18 protein-coding genes are annotated in these 24,169 nt (G+C 69.3%); 13 read left to right on the plus strand and 5 right to left on the minus strand.

Features of this window, described 5'->3' with window-relative positions; all coding sequences use genetic code 11:
- Positions 1-124: 124 nt before the first annotated feature.
- On the plus strand, positions 125-850 hold the full coding sequence (locus ABD156_RS00140) for a S1 family peptidase (protein WP_344264267.1): 726 nt from the start codon (positions 125-127) through the stop codon (positions 848-850).
- Here ABD156_RS00140 and ABD156_RS00145 read toward each other — a convergent pair.
- On the minus strand, positions 840-1,922 hold the full coding sequence (locus tag ABD156_RS00145; protein WP_344264270.1) for an ROK family transcriptional regulator: 1,083 nt from the start codon (positions 1,920-1,922) through the stop codon (positions 840-842). The genes ABD156_RS00140 and ABD156_RS00145 overlap by 11 nt on opposite strands.
- A gap of 101 nt (positions 1,923-2,023) precedes the next feature.
- On the opposite strand from ABD156_RS00145, the gene ABD156_RS00150 reads away from it, so the two are divergent.
- The 5 genes from ABD156_RS00150 to ABD156_RS00170 all read left to right on the plus strand — a co-directional run bounded on the left by ABD156_RS00150 (position 2,024) and on the right by ABD156_RS00170 (position 6,086).
- Positions 2,024-3,295 carry a YbiU family protein gene (locus ABD156_RS00150; RefSeq protein ID WP_344264273.1) on the plus strand — a complete coding sequence of 424 codons (1,272 nt, stop codon included), beginning with the start codon at positions 2,024-2,026 and terminating at the stop codon, positions 3,293-3,295.
- Positions 3,296-3,457: 162 nt separating this feature from the next.
- The gene (locus ABD156_RS00155) at positions 3,458-3,595 is read left to right on the plus strand and encodes a lasso RiPP family leader peptide-containing protein (protein ID WP_344264276.1); all 138 of its coding nucleotides are present in this window, start codon (positions 3,458-3,460) and stop codon (positions 3,593-3,595) included.
- A gap of 16 nt (positions 3,596-3,611) precedes the next feature.
- On the plus strand, positions 3,612-5,417 hold the full coding sequence (locus ABD156_RS00160; protein WP_344264279.1) for an asparagine synthase-related protein: 1,806 nt from the start codon (positions 3,612-3,614) through the stop codon (positions 5,415-5,417).
- On the plus strand, positions 5,401-5,652 hold the full coding sequence (locus ABD156_RS00165; protein ID WP_344264282.1) for a lasso peptide biosynthesis PqqD family chaperone: 252 nt from the start codon (positions 5,401-5,403) through the stop codon (positions 5,650-5,652). Before ABD156_RS00160 ends, ABD156_RS00165 begins: the two co-directional genes overlap by 17 nt.
- Positions 5,649-6,086, plus strand: a complete 438-nt coding sequence (locus ABD156_RS00170) for a lasso peptide biosynthesis B2 protein (RefSeq protein WP_344264285.1) — start codon at positions 5,649-5,651, stop codon at positions 6,084-6,086. The genes ABD156_RS00165 and ABD156_RS00170 overlap by 4 nt, the downstream gene beginning before the upstream one ends.
- Here the strand turns inward: ABD156_RS00170 and ABD156_RS00175 are convergent.
- Positions 6,029-6,928, minus strand: a complete 900-nt coding sequence (locus tag ABD156_RS00175) for a LysR family transcriptional regulator (RefSeq protein WP_344264288.1) — start codon at positions 6,926-6,928, stop codon at positions 6,029-6,031. The two genes, ABD156_RS00170 and ABD156_RS00175, sit on opposite strands and share 58 nt — an antisense overlap.
- Before the next feature lie 71 nt (positions 6,929-6,999).
- Here ABD156_RS00175 and ABD156_RS00180 point away from each other — a divergent pair, with 71 nt between their 5' ends.
- Positions 7,000-8,784 carry a gamma-glutamyltransferase family protein gene (locus tag ABD156_RS00180; RefSeq protein WP_344264291.1) on the plus strand — a complete coding sequence of 595 codons (1,785 nt, stop codon included), beginning with the start codon at positions 7,000-7,002 and terminating at the stop codon, positions 8,782-8,784.
- A 142-nt stretch (positions 8,785-8,926) separates the two neighbouring features.
- Positions 8,927-11,479 (plus strand): glutaminase domain-containing protein, encoded by a 2,553-nt coding sequence (locus ABD156_RS00185; RefSeq protein WP_344264294.1) that lies wholly within the window; start codon positions 8,927-8,929, stop codon positions 11,477-11,479.
- A gap of 66 nt (positions 11,480-11,545) precedes the next feature.
- Here the strand turns inward: ABD156_RS00185 and ABD156_RS00190 are convergent, their stop codons facing one another.
- On the minus strand, positions 11,546-13,042 hold the full coding sequence (locus tag ABD156_RS00190; RefSeq protein WP_344264297.1) for an acyl-CoA synthetase: 1,497 nt from the start codon (positions 13,040-13,042) through the stop codon (positions 11,546-11,548).
- 84 nt (positions 13,043-13,126) lie between these two features.
- Here ABD156_RS00190 and ABD156_RS00195 point away from each other — a divergent pair, with 84 nt between their 5' ends.
- Positions 13,127-13,789, plus strand: coding sequence for a TetR/AcrR family transcriptional regulator (locus ABD156_RS00195; RefSeq protein WP_344264300.1), 663 nt, complete (start codon positions 13,127-13,129; stop codon positions 13,787-13,789).
- On the opposite strand, the gene ABD156_RS00200 is transcribed toward ABD156_RS00195, so the two are convergent.
- On the minus strand, positions 13,776-15,350 hold the full coding sequence (locus ABD156_RS00200) for a succinic semialdehyde dehydrogenase (protein WP_344264302.1): 1,575 nt from the start codon (positions 15,348-15,350) through the stop codon (positions 13,776-13,778). The two genes, ABD156_RS00195 and ABD156_RS00200, sit on opposite strands and share 14 nt — an antisense overlap.
- A gap of 16 nt (positions 15,351-15,366) precedes the next feature.
- Entirely contained in the window at positions 15,367-16,995 is a 1,629-nt protein-coding gene (locus ABD156_RS00205) for a GMC family oxidoreductase (RefSeq protein WP_344264305.1), read from the minus strand.
- A gap of 114 nt (positions 16,996-17,109) precedes the next feature.
- On the opposite strand from ABD156_RS00205, the gene ABD156_RS00210 reads away from it, so the two are divergent.
- The 4 genes from ABD156_RS00210 (at position 17,110) to ABD156_RS00225 (ending at position 24,169) form a co-directional block, all read left to right on the plus strand.
- Entirely contained in the window at positions 17,110-22,182 is a 5,073-nt protein-coding gene (locus ABD156_RS00210; protein WP_344264308.1) for a leucine-rich repeat domain-containing protein, read from the plus strand.
- Between the two features lie 250 nt (positions 22,183-22,432).
- Complete coding sequence (locus tag ABD156_RS00215; protein WP_009077103.1) at positions 22,433-22,642, plus strand: CbtB domain-containing protein; 210 nt, start codon at positions 22,433-22,435, stop codon at positions 22,640-22,642.
- A gap of 25 nt (positions 22,643-22,667) precedes the next feature.
- Positions 22,668-23,507 (plus strand): CbtA family protein, encoded by an 840-nt coding sequence (locus ABD156_RS00220; RefSeq protein ID WP_344264316.1) that lies wholly within the window; start codon positions 22,668-22,670, stop codon positions 23,505-23,507.
- A complete protein-coding gene (locus tag ABD156_RS00225; RefSeq protein ID WP_344264319.1) occupies positions 23,504-24,169 on the plus strand; it encodes a (2Fe-2S)-binding protein in 666 nt (221 codons plus the stop codon). Before ABD156_RS00220 ends, ABD156_RS00225 begins: the two co-directional genes overlap by 4 nt.

Raw genomic sequence — 24,169 nt, forward strand, 5'->3', positions numbered from 1 at the left:
ACAAGTCCTGAATCCGGATGCCTCGTGAGCGGCGATTCCGGAATCGCCGCTCACGAGGCGCAACCAGTCGCCAGCTGCCGCGTCTTGATGTTGTAACGCCAGCTGCCGAAGGGATGTCCTGATCATGCTGCTCCGCCGGTTGGCTGTCCTGGCCCCAGCCGCCGCCCTGGCCGCCGTCGCCGTGGCGACCCCGGCGTCGGCCGTGATCGGTGGTTCGGTCTCCGGCTACGGCCCGTGGGCGGTGCGGATGCTGGTCGACGGCAAGCCCGAGTGCACCGCCACCGCGATCAGCCGCGAATGGATCATCGGCGCCGACCATTGCTTCGCCGAGGCCGCCGAGCCCATCGCGGACTCCCGGATCGAGTTCCGCGTCGGCAATCTCGACCAGCGGCTCGGCACCGTGGTCCGGCCGGTGCCGGGCAGCCGCAACAACCACACGCTGGCCGACCTCATGCTGATCAAAGTCACCCCGATGAACATCACCCCGGCGAAGCTGCCGACCGCCGGGCCGGTGCGGCCGGGCGAGACGGTTCGCCAGCTCGGTTGGGGCGCGACCTGCACCGGAGACGAGAACAGCTGCCAGTCCGACGTGCTCAAGCAGGTGGACGCGAAGGTCATCGACCCCGACGACCAGCGTTGCGAGGGCATGACCATCTCCGGCGGCACCGATTTCTGCGCGCTGACCACGGACGGCGTCACGGCGGGCGGCGACTCCGGCGGCCCGGTCATGTCGACCACGGATCGCGACACGATTGTGGGAGTCACCAGCAAATCCGACCGCAGCAGTGTCGCGGCCGACGGGGACGTCTTCGGTCAGCTGGAGTGGATCAAGAAGACCATCAAGGGCTGAGAACGGCGCTCCGCAGGGCGCGCACGGCTTCGTCGCGCGCGCCGGTGAGGGCGGGGGAATCCGTGGCGTGCGGGGCGCGAAGCGGGACATTGCGCGGCAGCTGCGCGAAGCGGGCCGACACTGCGTCGAGCACGGCGGGGCCCCACGGTCCGCCCAGGATGATGAGTTCCGGGTCGGACACCGTCACCAAAGCGAGGAGCACGCCGCAGATCGCCTCGGCGAGGGTGTCGAGGACGTCGTCGGATTTGATCGCACACAACAGAGCGTCGACGTCGATTGTGGTCGAATCCGGTTGGCGCACCCCGAGATCCGCGAAGACGTCGATGAACGCGAGCGCCTGACCGTCCGCGCCGCGGGTGAGGACGTGCGCGATTTCCCCGGCGAAACCGGCGTGTCCGCGCCGCACGTCGCCGTCGGCGACCACTGCGCAGCCCAGTCCTTCGCCGAGGAAGAGGTAGGCGAAATCGTCGGCGGCCTGTTCGGTGCGGGCGGCCCAGTTCACGTCGTTGTCGACGGTGACCGGGCCGGCGACGAACGGCGCGAGGACGTCGGCGGGGGAGAGTTCCCCGAGCAGGAACGGGGAATCGGGCAGATGGACCAGTTTCCCGGTCGCGCGGTCGACGGGATCGGCGGCGCTGACGACCGCGAGCCGGAGCGGTCCGGCGTCGTCGGCGACCTGAGACGCGGCCTTGCGCAATGCCTGAGCGACCTTCCGCGGACGCACCGGGCGGCCGAGGTCTTCGACGTGCCGGGCGAGCACCTCGCCGAAAACGTCGACGGCTTCGGCGACCGCGCCCTCGTGGGCGATGCTCACGACCAAAGCCGTGCCGAGGTCGTCGGCCAGTGCGTAATAGGTGCCGACGCGGCCGCGGCCGGTGGTGCGCTCGCCGGTGTCGCGCAGCAGCCCGGCCTCGGCGAGCCGGGCGACGCTGTCGCCGACGGCGGGCTTGGAAATGCCGGTGTGAGCGGCGATTTGCGCGCGCGTGAGCTGGCGCTGCGCGAGCAGTGCCCGCAGGACGTGCTCGTCGGTCAGCGACCGGAGCAGGTCGAGGGAGGGCTTGGCCGGGGTCACCGGCGGGAGTGTAGCCGATTTAGTCAGGAGTGTTGCCTGAATCGGCGCGGGCGCCCTACCGTCGGTTCAGTAAGGAGCCCTTCCTGAATGGAGCGAGCGCTATGCAGCTTCCCCCGTTGCCGCACTGGGAGACGACGCCGGACGACCTTCCGGCCGCGATTCGCGAGATCAAAGCCGCGCTGCGGGCGCGGATCGAGGCGTCCGGGCGCACTGTGGAAGAGGTTTTCGCGGTGATCGAGGCGCGCGTCGCCGCCGCGGTCGAGGAGATCGAGGCGGCGAAGGCGCGCGGCGAGGCGATCTGGCCGGAGCTGGACTACGCCGACATCGAGGCGGGCAGGGTCTCCGAGGAAGACCTGGCTCGGCTGAGGCGGCGCGGCTGCCTGGTCGTGCGCGGTCACTTCCCGCGCGAGCAGGCGCTGGACTGGGACGCGGGGATCGTCGGCTACCTCGAGGGCAACCGGTTCTCCGAGAGCTACCGCGGCCCCGGCGACAACTTCTTCGGCAGCCTCGTCTCGAAGGCGGGGATCTACCCGATCTACTGGTCGCCGACGCAAATGGAAGCACGGCAAAGCGACCGGATGGCGCGCGTGCAGGCGTTCCTCAACGCGCGGTGGCGCTCGGAATCCGACGGCGTCCGCTGGTTCGACCCCGGCCGGGATTCGCTGTACCCGGACCGCATCCGCCGCCGTCCGCCCGGCGCGGATTCCGGCGGTCTTCGTCCCCATCTCGACCCGGGCACGCTGGACCTTTGGATGACCGAGGCGTACCAGCGGGCGTTCCGGCATCTGTTCGACGGCACCGTCGAGTCCTACGACCCGTGGGACGCCGCGCATCGCACGGCCGGGCCGCAGTTCGAGGGCTCGACGATGTGCTCGGCGTTCCGCACCTTCCAGGGCTGGACCGCGCTGTCCGACATGGAGCACGACCAGGGCGTGCTGCACGCGGTGCCGATCCCGGAGGCGATGGGCTACCTGATGCTGCGGCCGCTGCTGGCCGACGTGCCCGTGGACGACATGTGCGGCGTCACGGTGAACAAGATGTACGCGGCCAGCGAGAAATGGCATTCCTTGCTGCTGCGGGCTTCCAGCGGCATCCCGGACGTGCGAGCGGGCGATTCCGTGTGGTGGCACTGCGATCTGATCCACAGTGTCGCGCCAGTGGAGAACCAGCGGGGCTGGGGCAACGTCATGTACATCCCGGCCGCGCCGTGGTGCCCGCGCAACGAGGCGTACGCCGAGTCGGTGCGCGAGGCGTTCGAGTCCGGGTCCAGTCCGACGGACTTCCCTGCTGAGCATTACGAGCGTTCCTGGCCGGATCGGTTCGCGCCCGGGCAGCTGAACGCGACCGGGCGGCGCGGGCTCGGGATCGGCTGACAGTGGTCTAGTCCATTCGGGGCAGCGGAGCGGGCGGGTCCGGTACTGCGAGGTAAAGCTGTTGGTACGCACGGGAACTCCCGCCTGTCGCGGCCGGGCGGCGCGTGCCAGTGTCGGGGACGGCGGTCGCAGCGGCTGCCGGAGCCGAACATCGGAGGCATCATGGACGTTCAGGACAAGCAGGTTCGCGAACTGCCCGAATACACGCCGCCCGCGCTGGTCGAGGTCGGCGAGTTCAGCGACGACACCCTCGGCTTCGGGGGCTACCTGTCGGACACGATGGGCTTCTTCGCCTCCTGAGCCGGGATCGCAGCCGATGAGCAGGCCGGGATTCGTGGTGCTGCCGGATCTTCCCGCCGCGGCGGGGATCCGGCGGCCGTGGCCGGGCGCGCAGGTGCACGCCCACGCGTCCGGGCGGCCGTGGCTCGTCGGGCGATGGCGTCGCGCCGAGGTGGCGGTGGGGACAGCCGGGCCGGTGCGGCTGGCGGTGATCGGGTCTTCCCCGGTCACCGCCGTCCGGCTCGGCGAACTCGCGGCGCGGGTGTCGTCGCTGTCGGACGTCGGCCGGGTCGCCGCCGCGCTGACCGGGTCGTTCCATCTGGTGGCCACTGTGGACGGTGCGGTGCGGGTCCAAGGAACCGCAACGGGATTGCGGCGGGTGTTCTATTGCCGGACGGACGGCGTGCCGGTCGCCGCGGATCGCGCTGATCTGCTCGCCGATTTGCTTGAGTCCTCAGTGGACGAGGAAGTGCTTGCCGCACGGGTGGCGTGCGGGCTGCAGCTTCCGCCGCCGTTGAACGAACGACCGTTGTATGCCAAGGTTTCCGCTGTGCCGCCGGGCGACTGTCTGGTATGGACGGACGGACGAGCACAGGTGAAGCCGTGGTGGCGGCCGCCAGCCGCTCGCGAGTCGCTGGCCCGCGGCGCGGAGGGAGTGCGGGCCGCGCTGGCCGAGACTGTCCACTCGGGACAAGTGTCCGCTGACCTGTCCGGCGGCCTGGATTCGACCTCGCTGTGTTTCCTTGCCGCCCGGGAGAACCCGGAGTTGCTGACCTTCCGCTGGGCCGAGGCGGAGACGGGCAACGACGACGCGGAGTTCGCCGCCCGGTCCATCGCCGCGCTGGACCGGGCCGAGCACCTGATCGTCCCGCAGCACGAACTGCCCGCCGTCTTCGCCGATCCGGACCGGCCGGTCGACGCCGACGAGCCGTACGCGTTCACCCGGTCCGCGGCCAGGATCCGGTACAGCGCCGAAACCCTGGCCGCGCGCGGGTCGGAACTGCACCTGGCCGGACACGGCGGGGACGAGTTGTTCAGCCCGCTGCCCGGGTACCTGCATCAGTTGCTGCGCCGTCGGCCGGTTACCGCGTTGAGCCACGTCCGGGCGCACGCCGCGCTCCGGCGCTGGCCGCTCTTCGGGACGATGGCGGGACTTCTCCGGCCGGGCACCGTGGCGGGCTGGTGGCGACAGCAGGCCGAGCACCTCTCGGATCCGGTCGGCTCGGCACGCCGCCCGGTGCTCGGCTGGGGTGTCGCACCGCTGCGAGCCCAGCCGTGGGTCACCGCCGACGGCCGCGACATGGCCCGGAAAGTCTTGCACCGCACCGCGAACGAAGCCCAGCCGCTCGGCCGCGATCCCGGCGAACATCAAGCGATGCTTGTCCTGCGCTCCGCGGCCGCGCAGTACCGCTTGACAGCCGGGCTCTACGCCGACGCCGGGGTCGAGCTGCGGCTGCCGTTCTTCGACGACCGGGTGGTGGAAGCCGTCCTGCGCGTCCGGCGACATGAACACGCGGACGCACGCCGCTACAAACCGTTGCTGGCCGAGGCGATGCGGGGGATCGTGCCGGACGTCGTGCTCGGCCGGGCCACGAAGGGCGAGTTCGGCGCCGACATCCGGGAAGGCCTGCGCCGCAACCAGACCGCGATCCTGCGCCTGTTCGAGGATTCCGCACTCGCCGCGCGCGGGCTCCTCGACCCGGACCGGCTGCGGGCCGCAGTCCGTTCGCCGCAGCGGGATTACCGCGTGGTCGCCGCCCTGGAACCGCTCATCGGATGTGAGAGGTGGCTGCGCGCCGCCGACCGCCCAGCCCCGAGGAGGCTCGATGCGCTTGCACCCTGACGTCACCACCACCGACACCCCGGACGGCACCGTCCTGCTGCACCTGACGACCGGCCGGTACTGGCAGCTCAACGCCACCGGAAGCACGGTCCTGCAAGGGCTTCTCGACGGCAGCGACCCAGAAGGCATCGCGGCGGAACTGGCCTCGCTGCACGGGGTCGACGAGGCCGCGACGCGGAAGGACGTGACGGCGGTGCTCGATCAGTTGCAGTCCGCCGGTTTGGTGACGGCATGACCGCCCCGGTCGCGCTCGCGGCGCGTGCCCGCCTGCCGCTGCACCGGCGTCCGTTGCCGCTGCTCGCCGTCGCACTGGCCCGCCCGCTGGCTCGGCTCCGTCCGGCGAGGCTACGCCGCGTCCTGGAATTCGCCCGCCGGGGCGCACGGCCGGCCGCCGCCGACGAAGCCCTAGCTGCTCGGACAAACGTCGTCTCGGTGAGCCTTCGTTGTGCTGGACAAGGCTGTCTCCAACGCTCGATCGCCGCCGCACTCTTGTGCCGCCTCAGGGGTTCTTGGCCGACCTGGTGCACCGGAGTGCGGACGAGCCCGTTCGCCGCGCACGCGTGGATCGAAGCGGACGGCCGCGCGGTGGGGGAGCCGTATCCGGACGGCCACTACGCGCCGCTGCTGTCCGTCCCGCCTGAAGCGAGGGTGATGTCTACAAAGGCCTGAGTCGCGGCGGTAATCGGCCCGGACCGATGGATCAACCACTGCGGAAGCGTCTCCGGCGGCGCGAACCGGAGCACCTCGGCACCGGCCCGGCGGGCCAGGTCCGCCCAGCCGTCCGGCATCAGGCTCGCGCCGATCCCGCGCAGCACCATCGGCAGCACGACGCTCCGGTCGCCTACTTCGGCCGCGATCGACAGGTCCGGAACGCTTGCCGCCAGCCGGTCGAAGAACCCGCGCACCGCCGTCGGCGACGTGGTGACGACGAACTGCATGCCGCTGAGTTCAGCCCGCTCGACGACCCCGTCCGAACCGATCTCCGTGCCCGGCGGGGCGACCAGCAGCAGTTCCTCGTCCCGCAGGTGATGCGCGACCAGACCCGGCCCGACCGGGCGCTCCGCACTCCCGCACACCCCGGCCTCGCAGCGCCCCTGCACCACCATCGCGACCACCTCGGCCGCCGACAACGCCGCCGACGTGCTCACCAAAACGCCGGGATACCGCGTGCGCATCTCGGCGATGATGCTGATCACCGGCTCCAGCGCGGACGACGACGTAGCCGCGACGTCGATCCGCCCTGCTGGTCCGTCGCCCGCCATCCGCGCGGCGGCGCGCAGGGCGTCGAGGTCGCGCAGCACCAGGCGGGCGCGTCCGGCGAGGAGTTCGCCGGCGTTCGACAGCACCGCGTTGCGCCCGACCCGGTGGAACAGTTCGACGCCCAGGTCCTGTTCCAGCTTCGAAATCGCCCGTGACAACGACGGCTGCGCCACCCGCAAAGCCCGCGCCGCGTGCGTGAACCCGCCGTGCTCGGCGATCGCGACGAAGTACTCCAGCTGACGGCGTTCCATAGCGATACGCTATCGGATTGGTGTCTCAGATGTCTTTGACGTACTGCCAGCCCGCGCGCGACGATAAGGCCATGGTCCAGACGCGCCCGACGTTGCAGGGCACCTTCGGCATGGTGTCGTCCACCCACTGGCTCGCCTCGGCGGCCGCGATGGCGGTCCTCGAGGACGGCGGCAACGCCTACGACGCCGCCGTCGCGGGCGCGTTCGTGCTGCACGTCGTCGAGCCGCACCTCAACGGCCCCGGCGGCGAGGTGCCGATGATCCTCGCCCCGGCGGGCGGCGCGCCGAAGGTGCTGTGCGGGCAGGGACCCGCGCCGGCCGGCGCGACGATCGAGCACTACACCTCGCTCGGCCTCGACCTCGTTCCCGGCACCGGCCCGCTCGCCGCCGCGGTGCCCGGCGCGGTCGAGGCGTGGCTGCTCCTGCTGCACGACCACGGCACGAAGTCGCTGCGCGAAGTCCTCAAGTACGCCATCACCTACGCGGCGGACGGCCATCCCGCGGTCGAACGCGTCGGCGCGACGGTGGAGACCGTCCGCGAGCTGTTCGAGAACGAATGGACGACGTCGGCCGAGCTGTACCTGCCCGGCGGAGTCGCACCGAAACCCGGTGGGCTGCTGAAGAATCCCGCGCTCGCCGAGACCTGGCGCCGGCTGGTCGCGGAAGCGGAGGCGGCCGGGAGCGATCGGGAAGCGCAGATCGAGGCGGCGCGGAAGGCGTGGCGCGAGGGATTTGTCGCCGAAGCACTCGCCGCCTTCGCCGCGAAGCCGGCGATGGACTCGTCCGGCGAACGGCACGCGGGCACGCTCACCGCCGACGACCTCGCCGCGTTCCGGCCGACGTACGAGGATCCGGTCACCCACACTTGGAACGGCTGGACCGTCGCGAAAGTCGGCCTGTGGAGCCAAGGCCCGGCGTTTCTGCAGCAGCTCGCGCTCCTGCCGGACGAGCTGGAGTACGCGACGCCGGAGTACTACCACCGGCTCATCGAGGGCACGAAGCTCGCGATGGCCGACCGCGAAGCCTGGTACGGCGACAGCACGGAAGTGCCCATCGAGGCGCTGCTTTCGCCGGAGTACACCGAGATCCGGCGCAAGCTGATCGGTGAGCGGGCGTCGTTCGACCTGCGTCCAGGCAGCCCGGAAGGCCGTGAGCCCCGGTTGAGCCGGCACGCGCGGTACGTCGCGGACGGCGGGGTCACCGCGTCGGCGATCGGGGCGGGGGAGCCGACCGTCGCGAAGGACGGGCTGACCCGCGGCGACACCTGCCACCTCGACGTCGTCGACCGCTGGGGCAACATGATCGCCGCGACGCCGAGCGGCGGCTGGCTGCAGTCCAACCCGGTGGTGCCGGAGCTGGGCTTCCCGCTGGGCACCCGGCTGCAGATGGCGTGGCTCGACCCGGGCCTGCCCAACTCGCTCGCGCCGGGCAAACGGCCGCGCACCACGCTTTCGCCGTCGCTCGCGCTGCGCGACGGCGTGCCGGTGATGGCGTTCGGCACGCCCGGCGGCGACCAGCAGGACCAGTGGAACTTCCACTTCTTCCTCGGCACGGCCCTGCGCGAGAAGGTCCGCGGCGGGCTCGACCTGCAGGGCGCGATCGACGCGCCGAACTGGCACACCGACAGCTTCCCGAGTTCGTTCTACCCGCGCGGCATGGCGGCCGGGAGCGTGACGGTGGAATCGCGAATCGGCGCGGACGTCATTGCCGCGCTGGAGAGCCGGGGCCACGACGTGACGGTGGGGGAGCCGTGGTCGGAGGGGCGGTTGTGCGCGGTGGCGAAGGATCCTGAGACCGGGGTGCTTTCGGCGGCGGCGAATTCGCGCGGCGAGCAGGGGTACGCCGCCGGGCGATAGGCGGGAATGACAAGCGCTGTCTGGAAACGGACAGCGCGTGTCAGTGCTTTCGGCAGATTTACAACGTTGTATCGCGGTGCCACACTGAGGTCGCTCGGTTTCTTCTTTCCCGTGTCCGGCATCTGACCGAAAGAAGCTGTCGATGTCCTCCTCCGAACGTCCCCGCGAAGTCAGCCGCCGCGACGCCCTGCGCTGGGCGGGCACCGGCGCGGCCGCGGCCGCCGCGCTCTGGTGCGCTCCGGAACTGGTCCAGTCCACCGCCTCGGCGGCTCCGGCGGGCACGCTGAACCCGCTGCGCCCGCCCGCGACGCCGCTGGTCGTGCGTTCGCCGTACCTCTCGACCTGGCAGGCCGCGGACAACCTGCCCGGAACCTGGTCGACGTTCTGGACCGGGCACATCACCGCGCTGTGCGGGATCGCCCGGATCGACGGCACGGCGTACGTCTTCGCCGGTGCGCCGCAGCTGCCTTCGGGCCCGAGCCTGACGCCGATGTCGCAGAACTCCTTGCAGGTCACCGCGACCCGCTCGATCTACGAATTCTCCGGCGGCGGCGTGACCCTCACCGTCACCTTCTTCTCGCCGGTCGACCCCGGCAACCTCCAGCGGCAGTGCGTGCCGTTCGGCTATGTCACGATCGCCGCCGCGAGCACCGACGGGCGGGCGCATGCCGTTTCGCTGCATTTCGACACGTCCGCCGAGTGGCTGCAATGGGATTCGGCCACACCAGTCGGCTGGCAGCGGCAGGAATCGGGCGGCATCACGTCGCTGAGCGTCCAGGCCGCTTCGCCGGGCGTGCTGGCCGAGGACGGGCATGACCAGCCGCGCTGGGGTTCGCTCGTGGTCGCGGCGCCTTCGTCCGGCGTGACCTGGCAAATCGGGCAGGACACGGTCGTACGCGCGACGTCGGCGAACGGGGGAGCGCTGCCTGGGACCAGCGATCCCGACCAGCCGCGCGCGATCAGCGACCGCTGGCCCGTCCTCGCGTTCGCCAAAGACCTGGGCGTTGTCGGGCCTGGGGCAGCGGCAGATCCGCTGGTGGTGGCGATCGGGCACGTCCGCACGCCCGCGGTCAGCTACCTCGGCGCGCAACTGGCGCCGTGGTGGACGCATTACTGGTCGTCGTGGCAGGACATGGTCGCCTGGTTCCACGCCGACTACCCGGCCGCGCTGGCCGCCGGGATCGCGCTGGACCAGCGGATCGACAGCGAAGCCTCCGCCGCCGGCGGAGAGCACTACGCGGCGGTCTGTGCGCTCGCATTGCGCCAAGCGTTCGGCGGCACCGAACTGGTCGACCGGAACGGCTCGCCGTGGGCGTTCCTGAAAGAGATCTCGTCGAGCGGCAATGTGTCCACAGTGGACGTAATCTATCCGGCTTTGCCCGGCTATCTCCATCTCTCACCGGAGTTCGTGCGGCTGCTGCTGGAACCGGTGCTCGACTACGCCGAACACGGCGGCTGGCCGATGACGTTCTCGGAACACGACATCGGCGCGTCCTATCCGAACGCGGCCGGGCACAACGACGGCAACGAGGAAAGCATGCCGGTCGAGGAATCGGCCAACATGCTGATCATGTCCGCCGCCGTGGTGCAACGCCTGGACTCCGCGGCCGCGAAGGCTTTCGTCAACGCGCACTACGGAATCCTGCGGCAGTGGGCGGAATATCTGGTCGGGAACACTCTCGATCCGGGCAACCAGAACCAGACCGACGACTTCACCGGCTGGATCGCGCACAGCGCCAACCTCGCGTTGAAGGGCATCATCGGCGTCGGTGCGATGGCCGTTCTCGCCGACGTCACCGGCAATTCCGCCGACGCGTTGCGGTACCGGTCGATTTCGCGTTCTTACATCAGCCAGTGGACGACGTTGGCCAACGACGGTTCGCACCTGCGGATGGCGTATGACCAGCCCGGCACCTGGAGCCTGAAGTACAACGGTTTCGCGGACCGACTGCTGGGCCTCGACCTGGTGCCGCTCGGCACCGCCGCACGAGAAGCTGCTTGGTACCAGTCAAAACGAGGCGCGAATGGCGTCCCATTGGACCTGCGCCACGACTACACGAAGGCCGATTGGGAGCTGTGGACGGCCGCCTGGCTGACCGACCACGCTGACATCCGCACGACGCTCATCGAAGGCGTCTACAGCTTCGCCAACACCACCGGTTCGCGGGTTCCGTTCTCGGATTGGTACTTCGTCGCCGATGCCCGGCAGTCCGGCTTCCAAGCACGCCCGGTCGCCGCTGGGTATTTGGCGTTGCTGCCGCGTCCGGCCGCCTCGACGACTTCGTGGCGGCGGATCCAGAACCAGCGGTCCGGCAAACTGCTGGCGGTGCAGGATATGTCGCTTTCGGACATTGCCGATGTGACGCAGTGGCAGGACAACGGCACGGTCGATCACGTGTGGACAGTCGTTGACAGCGGCGACGGGACCGTCCGGATCATGAACCGCAACAGCGGCAAGGTGCTGGCGGTGCACGACCAGAGCCTCGACAACGGCGCGCACGTGCAGCAGTTCCAGGACAACGGAACGCCGGATCACCTGTGGCGCATCGTGGACGCGGGCGGCGGGTGGTGGAAGCTGCAGAATGTCCACAGTGGAAAGGTGATGGCAGTCGATCAGCAGTCCACTGCGGACGGTGCACAGGTGACGCAGTGGGACGACAACGGGACGCCGGACCACCTGTGGCGGTTCATCTGATCCTGGCGACGTGCCGTGAGGGGAACCCTGAGGGAATCAGAGTCCCTCAGGGTTCCCCTCACGTCCCTACCGGGAGACCGATGCGGCGGAGTCGGTGTAGCGGGCGCGGAGTTCGCGTTTCAGCAGCTTTCCCGTGGCATTGCGAGGAAGCTCGGCGACCACCTCGACCCGGCGCGGGCACTTGAAAGCGGCGATCCGTTCCCGGCAATAGGCGATCACCGCGTCCCCGTCGAGCGAGTCGTCGGCGGGGACGACCACCGCGACCACCGTTTCTCCCCACTGCGGATCCGGCGCGCCGATCACCGCGACGTCGGCGATGCCCGGATGCCGGTGCAGCACCTGCTCGACCTCGATCGGATAGACATTCTCGCCGCCGGAAATGATCATGTCCTTCTTGCGGTCCACCAAAGTCACGAAGCCGTCCGCGTCGCAGCGGGCGAGGTCGCCGGAGTGGAACCAGCCGCCGCGCATGGTTTCGGCGCTCGCTTCGGGCAGGCCCCAGTAGCCGGCGAAGACGTTCGGGCCGCGCAGCACCAGTTCGCCGACCGTTCCGGTGGGGACGTCGTCGTCGCGTTCGTCCACGATCCGCGCCTCGACGTGCAGGAAGGGCCGTCCGACGGACCCGGCGTGCGAGCGCACGAACGCCGATTCCAGCACCAGGGCGGCGGGGGAGAGTTCGGTCATCCCGAAACCCTCCACAAAGGTCAGTCCCTTGCCCTCGTAGAACTCGATCACCGGCAACGGGCAGGGCGCGCCGCCGCACAGCAGGTAGCGCAGGCGCGTCAGGTCGTAGGAATCGAAGTCCGGGACCTGCGTCATCGCCGCCCACATCGCGGGCACCATGAAATGGACGGTGACCTTCTCCCGCTGGATCAGCGCGAGTGTCTCTTGTGGATCGAACTTCCCCGCGACCACCACGGTGCCGCCCGCGTACAGCAACGGCAGGGTGAACAGCGCCAGCCCGCCGATGTGGAAGAGCGGGGCGACGGTCAGCGTGATGTCGGAGGGGAGCAGGCCCTCTCCGGAGGTGAGCACGTTGATCGCGTTCGCCTCCAGGTTGCCGTGGGTGAGCATGGCGCCCTTGGGCCGTCCGGTGGTGCCGGAGGTGTACATCAGCACCGCGACCTCGTCCGGCCCAGTCGGTTCCAGTTCGACGCGGTCCTCTTGGACGAGTTCGCTGTTGTTGACCAGCGTCCGCGCGCCGGAAGCCACCTTCGCGAGCGCGGCAAACGTGTCGTCGTGCACCACGACCACCGGCCGCGCGTCTTCGAGGAGGTACTCGACTTCGGCTGCCGCGAGCCGGAAATTGATCGGCAGCGTGATCGCGCCGAGCCAGGCGACCGCGAAGAGCGTTTCGAGATAGCCGGTGGAATTCAGGCCCAGCAACGCCACCCGGTCGCCCTTGCGCACGCCCAGCCCGCGCAATGCCGCCGCCCGCCGCGCGACCCGCTGTTCGAGGTCGGCATACGTGATCCGCTCGCCGGTCTCCGCGGCCACGAGCGCGACCGACTCCGGGGTGACGGTGCCGCGCCGGGCAATCCACTGCGCCAAGCTCGATGCCATGCCGAGACTCCTTCGTCGCCGGGGACCACGACGAAGGTAACCGTACGGACGGTCAGTGGTCAAACTTTCGGCTACAGTGGGCCGATGCCACCCAAAGGCCGCGCCGGGGACATCCTGGCGACGTTCACCCGCTACGTCGCCGAACGCGGCTACGACGCCGCGAACTTCTCCGACATCGCCGGCGAGCTGGGGCTGTCGAAGGGCACCATCGTGCACCACTTCGGCACGAAGGAACGGCTGCTGGCGGCACTGCACGAGTCGTACATGCGCCGCAGGCTCGCCGAGGCCGCGCTGATCCGCGAGCGCCTCGCGACGCCGACCCAGCAACTCGCCGGGCTGCTGTACGCGTTCGTGCTGTACCAGGTGGTGGACCGGGAGGCGACCGTCGCGTTCCAGCGCGAGATCGTCCGGCTGGCGGACAGCGAGGCGATGGCGCAGGGCCGCCGGATGCGCGCGGAATATCTCGACCTAGTGCGGGCGGTGTTGTCCGACGGGGTCGCGTCGGGGGAGTTCCGCTCGTGCGACGTCGAGGTGCAGAGCCTGCTGATCTTCGGCTCGGCACAATGGGCGTGGACGTGGTTCGACCCGGACGGCCCGGTATCCGCGGAGGAGGTGGGCGCGCAACTGGTCGATTTGGTCCTGGGCGGACTGTTGGTGCGGCGGACCCGGCTCAGCGGACTGACCGAAGCGGACGGAAAGGTGGTCCACGCCGTCCGTCAGTCCATTGCGGACATCACCGGATCCTGAGCCGCCGCATCATCTTCAGCCCGGACAGCATTCCTTCCACATACTTCTCGTACTTCTGTCCAGGCCGAGGACTCATCACGGGCTTCTTCAACACCGCCAGGTTCTGCACGTCGGTGTACTTCAACAGCCCCTGATCACCGTGCCGGGCACCGACTCCGGACGTCTTCACCCCGCCGGAAGGCGTCCCCTTGGCGGCATAAGCCGTCGCCAGGCTGTCGTTCACGTTGACGTTGCCCGTCTCCAATCGAGCGGCCACCGCGGAGGCCGCACGAAGGTCCTTGCCCCACACCGAAGCGTTCAGCCCATAGTCGGTGTCGTTGGCCAGTTCGACGGCCTCGTCCACCGTCCGGTACCGATGCAACGCCACCACCGGCCCGAAGGTTTCGGTGACCCCGCACAGCATGTCCTTCGTGACGCCTTCCAGAATGGTCGGCTCGAAGAACGCCGGGCCGAGATCCGGTCGGGCACGCCCGCCGCACAGGACGGTGGCTCCCTTGGCGACCGCATCGTCCACATGGGACTTGACCCGGTTCATGTGGTCCACCGAAACCAGCGAACCCATTTCCGGGCCGAAATCGTAAGCCGCCCGGACATCCAGCGAAGAAGCCTTGGCGACAAAGGCTTCCTTGAATTCCTCGTAACGCGACTCCGGCAGGTAGATCCGCTCGATGTGCATGCAGATCTGCCCGGTGTTGCCGAACGCGCCGAACACCGCGCCCGGCACCGCGTCGGCGAAATCGGCGTCCGGGAGCACGATCATCGGGTTCTTGCCGCCGAGTTCGAGGCAGCAGCCGATCAGGTTCCGGCCGGCCTGCTCGCCGATCACCTTGCCGGTGGCGGTGGAGCCGGTGAACATCACGTAGTTGGCCTGGTCGATGAGCGTGGGGCCGACGTCTGGCCCCTCGCCGCACACCACTTGGAACAAACCGCGAGGCAGCCCGGCTTCTTCCAGCAGTCGCACGCCGTACAGCGGTGAAAGCGCGGTCTTGTTGTCCGGCTTCAACACCACCGCATTGCCCGCCATCAGTGCCGGAATCGCGTCGGAAATGCCGGTGGCGAACGGGAAATTCCACGGCGCGATGACGCCGACGACGCCCTTGGGCACCCGGATCTCGGTCGACGACGACACCAGCGGCACCGGTCCGCCGCGCCGGGTCGGAGCGAGCAGTTTGGGCGCCCGCCGCAGGTAATGGCTCATGATCATCGGCGGATCGCACGTTTCCTCGATCGCCATCCGCCGGTTCTTGCCGCTTTCGACCTGGATCAGGTCGGCGATCGTCCGCGCGCGGTCGATGAAGAGCGAATGCGCCCGCCGGAACACCGCGAGCCGCTGCTTGAGCGGCGTCGCGGCCCATTTCGCCTGCGCCGCCCGAGCGGTGGCGAACGCCTGCTCGATGTCCGCGGGCGTCGACTGCGGCAGCTCCACCAGGACGTCGCCGGTGTAGACCTCGGTCAGCGGCCACACCGCGCCTCCCGAGCCCGGCACGCGCGCGACGAGCTGCCGGAGGAACTCGTCGGTCGCCGAGGCCGGGCGAGTGGGCCGGACCGGGGTGACGGTCATGGTCTTCCGCTCCTTCTCAGTTGCCGGAAAGAACCAGCTGCGCGCCCATTTCGCCGATCATGATGCAGGGCGCGTTGGTGTTGCCGCCGGTGATCGACGGCATGATCGAGGCGTCGCAGACCCGGAGCCCGTCCACGCCGCGCACCTTGAGGTCCGGCCCGACGACAGCCAGGTCGTCCACGCCCATCCGGCAGGTGCCGACGCCGTGGTACACCGACGTCGCGCGGTTGAGGATCGCGTCGCGCAGCTCCTGGCCGCGCACCTGCTTGCCGGGGTGGATCTCCTCGTTGATCGAGCCCTTGAACGCCTTCGACGCGAAGATCTCGCGCACCATCTCCGACCCCTCGCCGAGCACTTCGAGGTCGGCCGGGTCGGAGAGGTACTGCGGGTCGATGAGCGGCGTCGCGGACGGATCGGCCGAGGCGAGCCGGATCGTGCCGCGGCTCTTCGGGTAGATCAGCGTGGTGAGCACGGTGAGCGCCGGCCGCTTGTCGACTGGATGCCGGATCGGCGCGTCCTGGTTCGGCGACACGTACGCCCACGGCAGCAGGTGCAGCTGCAGGTCCGGCACTTCCGAGGCCTGCGACGTCTTGAGGAACGCCAGCGCCTCGAACACCGAGTTCGCCAGGAAGGTCGAACCCGGCTTCAGCAGTTCGCGCGCCATCCCGCGGGCGAAATACGGCGCGGTGCCCTTGTTCTTGCACGACGAGACCTGGAACGTCAGCGCGTGGAACATGTGGTCGTGCAGGTTGTCGCCGACCGGCAGGTCCGCGAGCACGTCGATGCCGTGCTCCTTGAGGTGCTCGGCGTGCCCGATCCCGGACAGCATCAGCAGCTGCGGCGAACCGACGAACCCGGCGGCGAGGATGACCTCCTTGCCCGCGCGGATCGTGCGGTGCTTGCCGCCCGCGTCGGTCACCTCCACGCCGGTCGCGCGGCCGTTCTCGATCACCACTTTCCGCACGAACACGCGGGACTGGATCTCGAGCGTCCGGGGCGCGAGGTGGTGCAGATAGCCGCGCGAGGCGCTGTAGCGGAGGCCGTCGGCAGCGTTCTGCTGCATCCGGCTGACGCCTTCCTGCGACTCGCCGTTGTAGTCGTCGATGATGTCGCAGCCGATCGCGTCGGCCGTCGCGTCGAGAAACTGCAGCGTGCCTTCCTGCGGGATCTTGTTGCGGGTGATCTTGATCGGCCCGCCCGCGCCGCGGAAGGCGTTCTCGCCGTCCTCGAAGTCCTCCATGCGCTTGTACGCGGCGTTGACGCTGTCGGCGTCCCAGCCGGTGTTGCCCTCGGCCGCCCAGGAGTCGAAATTCGCCCGGTTGCCGCGGACGTAGACCATCCCGTTGACCGAACTGGAGCCGCCGAGCACCTTCCCGCGCGGCACCGGCATGCGCCGATCGAGAACATGTTTCTGCGGGACGGAGTAGAACCCCCAGTCGCTCATCTTCTTCAGCTGGGGCACCGCGTGCAGCGGGGCCACCAGCCCCGGCTTGCGCAACAGCAGCTGCTCGTCGCTCTTGCCCGCTTCGAGCACGATCACGCTGGCCCCGGACTCCGCGAGCCGTCCGGCGACGGCAGCTCCCGAGCTGCCCGACCCGACGACCACGTAGTCGGCTTCGTTGCTCCGGGCCACCCTGGCTGCCATGTCCGCTCCTCGTCCCGCGCACCGCCGAAACTATAACCTGTTCTAGTTCAGGCACGGTATAGCTTTCCCGCTCGCCGCGCAACGCTTGGCGCGCGAACCTGATTGACTTGCCGCATGGGGACCGAGGAAGCGAACCGCCGCATCGACGCCGCGCTCGCCGCCGGGGAGACGACGCTGGATCTGCGGGGGCTGCACCTGACCGAGGTCCCGGCCCGGGTGGCGGAGCTGGGCGGTCTCGAGAAGCTGGTGCTGGAAGGCAACTTCCTGCGGGAGTTGCCGGAATGGCTGACAGACCTGCCGCTGCGGGCGGTGAACGCCCGCCGGAACCGCCTCGTGCGGCTGCCGGAACGGCTGGGGGAGATGACCGGCCTCCGGAGCCTGGAAATCGACCGGAACCGGCTCGTTGAACTGCCGCCGGCGCTGGCCGGCCTCGAACTCGCCGAGTTGTGCGTCGCGTCGAACCTGCTGGCAGAACTGCCGGAGTGGATCGGCGGGATGACCAGCCTGGAGATCCTGGACCTCGGCACCTGCCGGTTGGCGGCAGTCCCGGAGTGGGTGCGCGGCCTGCCGAACCTGGTCCGGCTCGACCTGGACGGCAACCGGATCGAAAACCTCCCCGACTGGCTCGGCGAGATCTCCGGGCTGGCGAAGCTGTACCTGCACGACAACCTCCTGACCGAACTGCCGCCGTGGCTGCGCGGCCTGCCGCTGGCCGAACTGCACCTCGACGACAATCCGCTGGCCGGGCTGCCCGCCTGGCTGGGCGAAGCGGCCGGGCTGAGGGAACTCGGCCTGGCCCGTTTGCGCCTGACGGAGGTCCCGGAGTGGATCGCCGGGCTGGACCGCCTCGCCGAACTCGACCTGGACGGCAACCGGATCGCCGAACTGCCGGGCTGGACCGTCGGCCTGGAGAACCTGACCATGCTGGACGTCGCGCGAAACCGGCTGCGCACGGTGCCGCCGCTGCCGTCCGGACTCCGGGAACTGCGGCTCGGGTCGAATCCCATCCCGGAGCTGCCCGCCCATCTGGCGACTCTGCGCGGCCTGACGACCCTGACGCTCAGCGACCTCGCCCTGGACGCGGTGCCCGGGTGGGTCCGCGGCTGCACTGGCTTGACGCGGCTGTACGTCGACCAGAACGAGCTGACCGAACTGCCGGAGTGGCTCGGCGAGCTGACCGCGCTGGAAGCATTGTGGGCCAACGACAACCGGCTGACCGAGCTGCCGGAGTCACTGCGCGGCCTGCGCGACCTTCGGCGGCTGTACCTGGGCAACAACCTGCTGCGCGGCCTTCCCTCGTGGCTAGGCGAGCTGACCGGGCTGACCACACTCGGCGTCGGCGCGTGCGGCCTGACTGGGCTGCCGCAGTGGCTGAGTGGGTTGCGCGGGCTCGAAATCCTGTGGCTGAACAACAATCCGCTGCGTGAGCTGCCGGACTGGTTCGCCCGGCTCGAGAATCTCGTCCAGCTCCGGCTCGACAAGACCCAGCTCGCCGAACTGCCGGACTGGCTGGGCGATCTGGCCCAGCTCACCACGCTGTACCTCGACTCCTTGCCGCTGCGCGAGCTGCCGCCATGGCTGCGGAGAACCGAGCTGACTGACCTGAGCATCACCAATTGCGGCCTGGAAGCGCTGCCCGAGTGGCTCGGGGACCTGACGTCGCTGCAAGTCCTCCAAACATCCGCGAACTGCCTGGCGGACCTGCCCGGTTCGCTCGGCCGCCTGACCGAGCTGACCGAACTGCGGACGGACAACAACCGGCTCGCTGAGCTGCCTGGCCCGCTCGGCAACCTGTGCGTTCTCTCCGCGCGAGGAAACCTGATCGCGCGGGTGCCGGATTGGGTGCGCCGGTGCTCTGACCTTCGCGAGCTGTCGCTGGGGGACAACCGGCTCAGCGGAGTGCCGGAATGGCTGGGCGATTTCCCCGCGCTGACGAGGCTGGACCTGGCTCGCTGCGACCTCGGCGCGGTGCCCGGCTGCGTGCGCGGCTTGCGTCAGCTCGACGGGCTGGACCTGAGCGACAACCGGATCGCGGAGCTTCCCGGCTGGTTCCCGGAACTCGCGAACCTGACCGACGTGCGGCTGGACCGCAACAAGCTGGCCGTCCTTCCCGCGGAGCTTGCCGAGCTGAAGCGCCTGGGGTCGCTTTCCGTGCGGAACAACCAGCTCGCCGAACTGCCGCGATGGCTCGGCTCGTGCCGCTCGCTGACCGAGCTGTACATCAGCACGAATCCGCTGGGCCGTCTGCCGGACGTGGTGGGCGATCTGAGCGGCCTCGCGATGCTCGAGTTCGACGACATCGGGGCGACCGAGCTGCCCGCGTGGCTGGCGGGCCTCACCGGGTTGTTCTATCTCTCGGCGGACGGGAACCCGCTGGAGCGGACAGACTTCGACTTCGGCGGGCTGACCGGGCTGCGCACGCTGTACCTGGCTCGATGTTCGCTGCTTGAGCTGCCGGAGACACTGGCGCGACTCACCGGATTGAAAACTCTCGTTCTCAGCAACAACGTGCTTTTCACGATGCCCGAATGGCTGACCTGCTTGACGGGTCTCACCAGTTTATCCTGGGACGGCAACGAACTCGCGGGCTTTCCGGAGAACATCGGCGATCTCGTCAAACTCAGGTCGTTGCGAGCGGGGCGGAACGATCTCCCGAGCGTGCCGGGAAGCCTGGTCGACCTCGCCGCCCTCGAAACGCTCGATCTGTCGGTCAATAACCTGCTGAACCTCCCTGAACCTCTCGACAAGCTCGTGAAGCTCGAAACGTTGTCTTTGGCGGAGAACTCGCTGAACGAACTCCCGGAGTCCCTGGGACACGTCGCTGGTCTCCGCAGCCTGGACGTCCGGGGCAATCAACTCACTGCCCTCCCGGAAAGCTTCCCCCGCCTGGAACGCCTCACCACCCTCCTGCTCTCCGACAACCGCCTCCGCAGTCTCCCCGCCGCCCTCATCGAACTCCCGAACCTCACCACCCTCAGCGTCTCCGGAAACCCCTTCATCAGCCCACCTCCGGAAATCACCGCCAGCGGTTCCGAGTCCATTCTCGAATTCCTCCGCGAACGCGAACGCGGCAGCACCGCCCAATGGGTCTCCAAACTCCTCGTAGTAGGCGAAGGCGGAGTAGGCAAAACCTCCCTCGTCCGAGCCCTCGCCGAAGACGAGCACGACCCCGACGAACCCTCCACGCACGGCCTCCTCGTCCGGGACCTCGAACTCGCCCATCCGGGCCGCGACGTCCGGATGCGGCTCAGCACCTGGGATTTCGGCGGCCAGCAGATCTACCACGCCACGCACCAGTTCTTCCTCACCAACCGTTCCCTCTTCGTCCTCCTGTGGAATTCGCGGCTCGGCTGGGAACAGGGAAAACTCCATTACTGGCTCGACATCATCACCGCCCGCGCGCCGGAATCGCCGATCGTTCTCGTGGCCACGCACATTCACGGCCGTCCGGTGGATCTGCCGCTGGCCGAACTGCGGGCGAAATACCCGAGAATCGTCGCGAGTGTGCACGTGGACAACGCGACCAGGGACGGCGTCGGCGAACTCCGCGACCTTCTCGCGCAGCACGCCGCGGAACTGCCGCTCATGGGTTCGGAATGGCCGACGTCCTGGCTGGCCGCCGCGGACGCGGTGCGGCAGACCCAGGAGAACCACATCACGGTCGGCCGGATGTGGCGGATCATGGCCGAAGCCGGGGTCACCGGCGCGGAGCCGAGCCGGTTCATTGCGCGGGCGTTGCACGAACTCGGCGACATCCTCTACTACCCGGACGACCCCGAACTGCAGGAAACGGTCGTGCTGCGGCCCTCGTGGGTCAACGACTACATCAGCCGCGTCCTCGACAGCGACGAGGTGGCCGAGCGGCACGGGCTGCTCACCAGGGAACACCTGACCGGGCTGTGGCACGACCTCGACAAGGGGATTCGCGACCATTTCCTCGGGATGATGGACAAATACGACCTGTCCTACCGCGTCGAGTCGAACGGCGGGGGAGACCTCAGCCTGGTCGTCGAGCGGCTGCAGTGGAATCCGCCGGAATACGAAGCGCCATGGGCGGCCGCGCGGGAGAATTCGCAGCAGATCAAGGTCATCTACCAGCTCAACACCATGCCGCCGGGCATTCCGACCTGGTTCATCGCGCGGTCGCACCGGTTCAGCCGCGACGTGCACTGGCGCACCGGCGCGCTGCTCGGCCATCGCGACGGCCGCCACCTCGCGCTCGTCAGCGCGGACCGGCAGCACAGCACCGTCGAGCTGACCGTGCGCGGGCCGTCGCCGGTCGGGTTCTTCATGGTGCTCGACGAGGGCCTCAACCTGACCCTGGAACGATTTCCCGGCCTGGACATCACGCGCCGCGTGCCGTGCCGGTGCGAGCCGGACTGCCCGGAGCTGTTCGACTACGAGAACCTCCGCGCCCGGCTGGAGCGCACGCCGCCGAAGCACGAGATCGAATGCCATCGCTCCGGCGAGCAGGTCTCGGTGCCGGAGCTGCTGTTCGGCCTCGCGCCGGCCGAGCGCGATTCGACGCGCGCGTCCATGGAGCAGCTGACCCGGACCGTCGAGCAGTTCGGCGAGCGGCTGGAGGAACAGAGCGACTACCACCAGCGGATGTTCCTTCGCCTGCAACGGCTCGCACAGCTTCAGCAGGAAGCCCGCTGCCCCAGCGTGTTCGCGGTCGTCCCGGCCGGGCGGCGGCGGATCACCGGCTCGCCGTACGAGATCCACCTCTACTGCGAGGAACCCGGCGCCTGGCATCGGCTGGACGGCGGCAAGGGCGTCTACCCGGTTTCGCAGCCGCACGAGTGGTTCGTGAAGCTCGGGCCGTACCTGGAGCACCTCATCCGGGTCCTGAAACACGCCGCGCCGCTCGCCGGGCCGGTGCTCGGGGTGACCGCAGGCGTGCTGAACGAGCAGCTGAAGTCGGACACCGGCCTGATGAAGGAGCTGGCCGCGCAGCTGCCGAAGGATCTGCACCGCGAGCGCGTGCTGCCCGGCGCGGACCGGCCCGACGACGACCTCCCGGAGCCGCACGCGAAGACCGACGCGGACTTCCGCGCGCTGAAGGCCATGCTCGGCAAACTCGACCCGGACGAGGAATGGGGCGGCCTGTCGCGCTACGACACGCCGGAGGGACTCACGCTCTATCTGTGCCCGGAGCATCTGGCCTTCTATCGCAACCCCGCGTGAGCGGCCTTGCTCCGTTCGGTGCGACCCCGCGCACACCGGCTGCGCAAACCAGGCGATAAGCGACACGTCGGACCCTCGGGCGATTGACGACCGGCCGGACGCCGCCGTACGGTGCTGCTCGCGCGACGGCTTCCCGAAGCCGGTGAGATTCCGGCACGGTCGCGCCACTGTGTGCCCATCCCGGGCGAGTCAGGTCGAGGAGCCGTCGTCAGGTCCACCCGCAAGGGACGCGTCATCCCGAAGGAGAGCCATGGCCACCATTCCGGCCGACCGGTCCACGCCGGTCGTCTTGCCCGTGTCGAAAGCCGCTTTGCTGCTCGGCGCGACCATCGTCGGCGCGCTGCTGCTGTACTACTTCATCGGCGTCGACCAGGGCGCGGTCTCGATCTTCGGCAGCGACACGCACGTGCACGAGTTCGTCCACGACGCGCGGCACTTCCTCGGCTTCCCCTGCCACTGACGCGCCCGGAACGGACAACCGAACAATGCAGAACAAGCTGATTCTGCGCGGCCTCCTCGCCGGAGCGCTGGGCGGATTGCTGGCGTTCGTCTTCGCGCGGATCTTCGCCGAACCGCTGACGCAGGATGCCATTGACTACGAATCCGGCCGCGACGAGGCGCAGATGGCGCTCGACAAGGCAGCCGGGATGGCGAGCGAACACGAGGGCCACGAGATTTTCAGCCGTGCGGTGCAGGGCAACCTCGGCATCGGGCTCGGCATGGTGCTCTTCGGAGTCGCCATGGGCCTGCTGTTCGCGGTGACCTACACCGTGCTGCTGGGCCGCGTCGGCCGGATCCGCGCGCGGGTGCTGGCGGTGCTCGTGGCCGGAGCCGGATTCCTGTCGCTGTACCTCGTGCCGTTCCTGAAATACCCGGCCAACCCGCCGGCGATCGGGCACGAGGCCACCATCGGCGCGCGCACCGGGCTGTACCTGACGATGGTCGTCGCGTCGGTGCTCTTCCTGGTCGCGGCCGTCGTCGCGGGCAAACGGCTCGCGCCGCGGCTGGGCAACTGGAACGCGACGCTCGTCGCGGGCGCCGGGTTCGTCGTGCTGTCCGCGCTCCTGATGGCGCTGCTGCCGTCGCTCGGGTCGCTGGCCAGCAACGTCGCCGAATACGGCCCGCAGACCAGCGAAACCCCGCTGCCGCTCAAAGCGCCCGACGGCCAGATCGTGTATCCCGGATTCCCCGCCGACACGCTCGTCGGGTTCCGGCTGTACTCGGTGCTGGCGCAGGTCATCCTCTGGGCGACCATCGCGCTCGTCTTCGGCCCGCTCGCCGAACGCGTGCTGGACCGCGGGCGCGCGGTTACCGTCGAGGCGTGAACCCGCTGACCGGACTGGGCCCGTTCTTCGCCGTCGACACGCATGCGGCCGAGGAACCAGCCTCGCCGTGGCGTCCGCTCGCTGAAGTCCTCGATGACGGCCCGGTGCTGCGGAGGCGAATCGCGCAGAACCGGGCCGTGCTCGGCGGCGATTTCGTGGAATTGCGGGTCGCGGCGTCGATCGCGCATCTCGGGCTGGCGGCGCGGCTCATCTCGCCCGCGCTGGGGCTGGCTGTCGGGGCGGGAGCGGTTCCGGATTACTCGAAGGCTTGGTGGCAGCCGAAGCTCGGCGGTGCGTTTCCGTTGTCCTTGACGGAAGATTCGCCGGTTGAGTCCGATGTGGTCGCTGCCTTCGCGGAACGGGTGCTGCGCGGTCCGTTGGCGCGGCTGGACAAGGCGATGGCGGCATTCTCGCTTGCGGAGAATGTCCGGCGGGGGAATGTGGCGTCGGCGCTGAACGGCGCGGTGACGGTGCTGCGGTCCGAGCGTCCAGAGTGGACGGATCGGGTCGCCGGAATCGTTGCCGCGCTGGAGGAATTACCGGAGCTCGTCGGTACTGCGACGCGGGAGAACGGTCGGTTCCGGCGCCGCAGCTGCTGCCTGTTTTATCGGGCGACGCCGGATCGCAACGGTCCGAAGTGCGGGGACTGCGTGCTGGCCTGA

The organism is Amycolatopsis albidoflavus (genome assembly GCF_039525725.1).
Classification (GTDB): Bacteria; Actinomycetota; Actinomycetes; order Mycobacteriales; family Pseudonocardiaceae; genus Amycolatopsis; species Amycolatopsis albidoflava.

What these genes read in the sequence shown, in the direction of transcription:
- ABD156_RS00150 (WP_344264273.1), top strand. Translation starts at nt 2,024, where the DNA reads ATGCAGCTTCCCCCGTTGCCGCACTGGGAGACGACGCCGGACGACCTT.
- ABD156_RS00140 (WP_344264267.1), top strand. Translation starts at nt 125, where the DNA reads ATGCTGCTCCGCCGGTTGGCTGTCCTGGCCCCAGCCGCCGCCCTGGCC.
- ABD156_RS00190 (WP_344264297.1), bottom strand. Translation starts at nt 13,042, where the DNA reads ATGGCATCGAGCTTGGCGCAGTGGATTGCCCGGCGCGGCACCGTCACC.
- ABD156_RS00175 (WP_344264288.1), bottom strand. Translation starts at nt 6,928, where the DNA reads ATGGAACGCCGTCAGCTGGAGTACTTCGTCGCGATCGCCGAGCACGGC.
- ABD156_RS00220 (WP_344264316.1), top strand. Translation starts at nt 22,668, where the DNA reads ATGCAGAACAAGCTGATTCTGCGCGGCCTCCTCGCCGGAGCGCTGGGC.
- ABD156_RS00210 (WP_344264308.1), top strand. Translation starts at nt 17,110, where the DNA reads ATGGGGACCGAGGAAGCGAACCGCCGCATCGACGCCGCGCTCGCCGCC.
- ABD156_RS00165 (WP_344264282.1), top strand. Translation starts at nt 5,401, where the DNA reads ATGCGCTTGCACCCTGACGTCACCACCACCGACACCCCGGACGGCACC.
- ABD156_RS00185 (WP_344264294.1), top strand. Translation starts at nt 8,927, where the DNA reads ATGTCCTCCTCCGAACGTCCCCGCGAAGTCAGCCGCCGCGACGCCCTG.
- ABD156_RS00215 (WP_009077103.1), top strand. Translation starts at nt 22,433, where the DNA reads ATGGCCACCATTCCGGCCGACCGGTCCACGCCGGTCGTCTTGCCCGTG.
- ABD156_RS00170 (WP_344264285.1), top strand. Translation starts at nt 5,649, where the DNA reads ATGACCGCCCCGGTCGCGCTCGCGGCGCGTGCCCGCCTGCCGCTGCAC.
- ABD156_RS00180 (WP_344264291.1), top strand. Translation starts at nt 7,000, where the DNA reads ATGGTCCAGACGCGCCCGACGTTGCAGGGCACCTTCGGCATGGTGTCG.
- ABD156_RS00200 (WP_344264302.1), bottom strand. Translation starts at nt 15,350, where the DNA reads ATGACCGTCACCCCGGTCCGGCCCACTCGCCCGGCCTCGGCGACCGAC.
- ABD156_RS00205 (WP_344264305.1), bottom strand. Translation starts at nt 16,995, where the DNA reads ATGGCAGCCAGGGTGGCCCGGAGCAACGAAGCCGACTACGTGGTCGTC.
- ABD156_RS00160 (WP_344264279.1), top strand. Translation starts at nt 3,612, where the DNA reads ATGAGCAGGCCGGGATTCGTGGTGCTGCCGGATCTTCCCGCCGCGGCG.
- ABD156_RS00155 (WP_344264276.1), top strand. Translation starts at nt 3,458, where the DNA reads ATGGACGTTCAGGACAAGCAGGTTCGCGAACTGCCCGAATACACGCCG.
- ABD156_RS00195 (WP_344264300.1), top strand. Translation starts at nt 13,127, where the DNA reads ATGCCACCCAAAGGCCGCGCCGGGGACATCCTGGCGACGTTCACCCGC.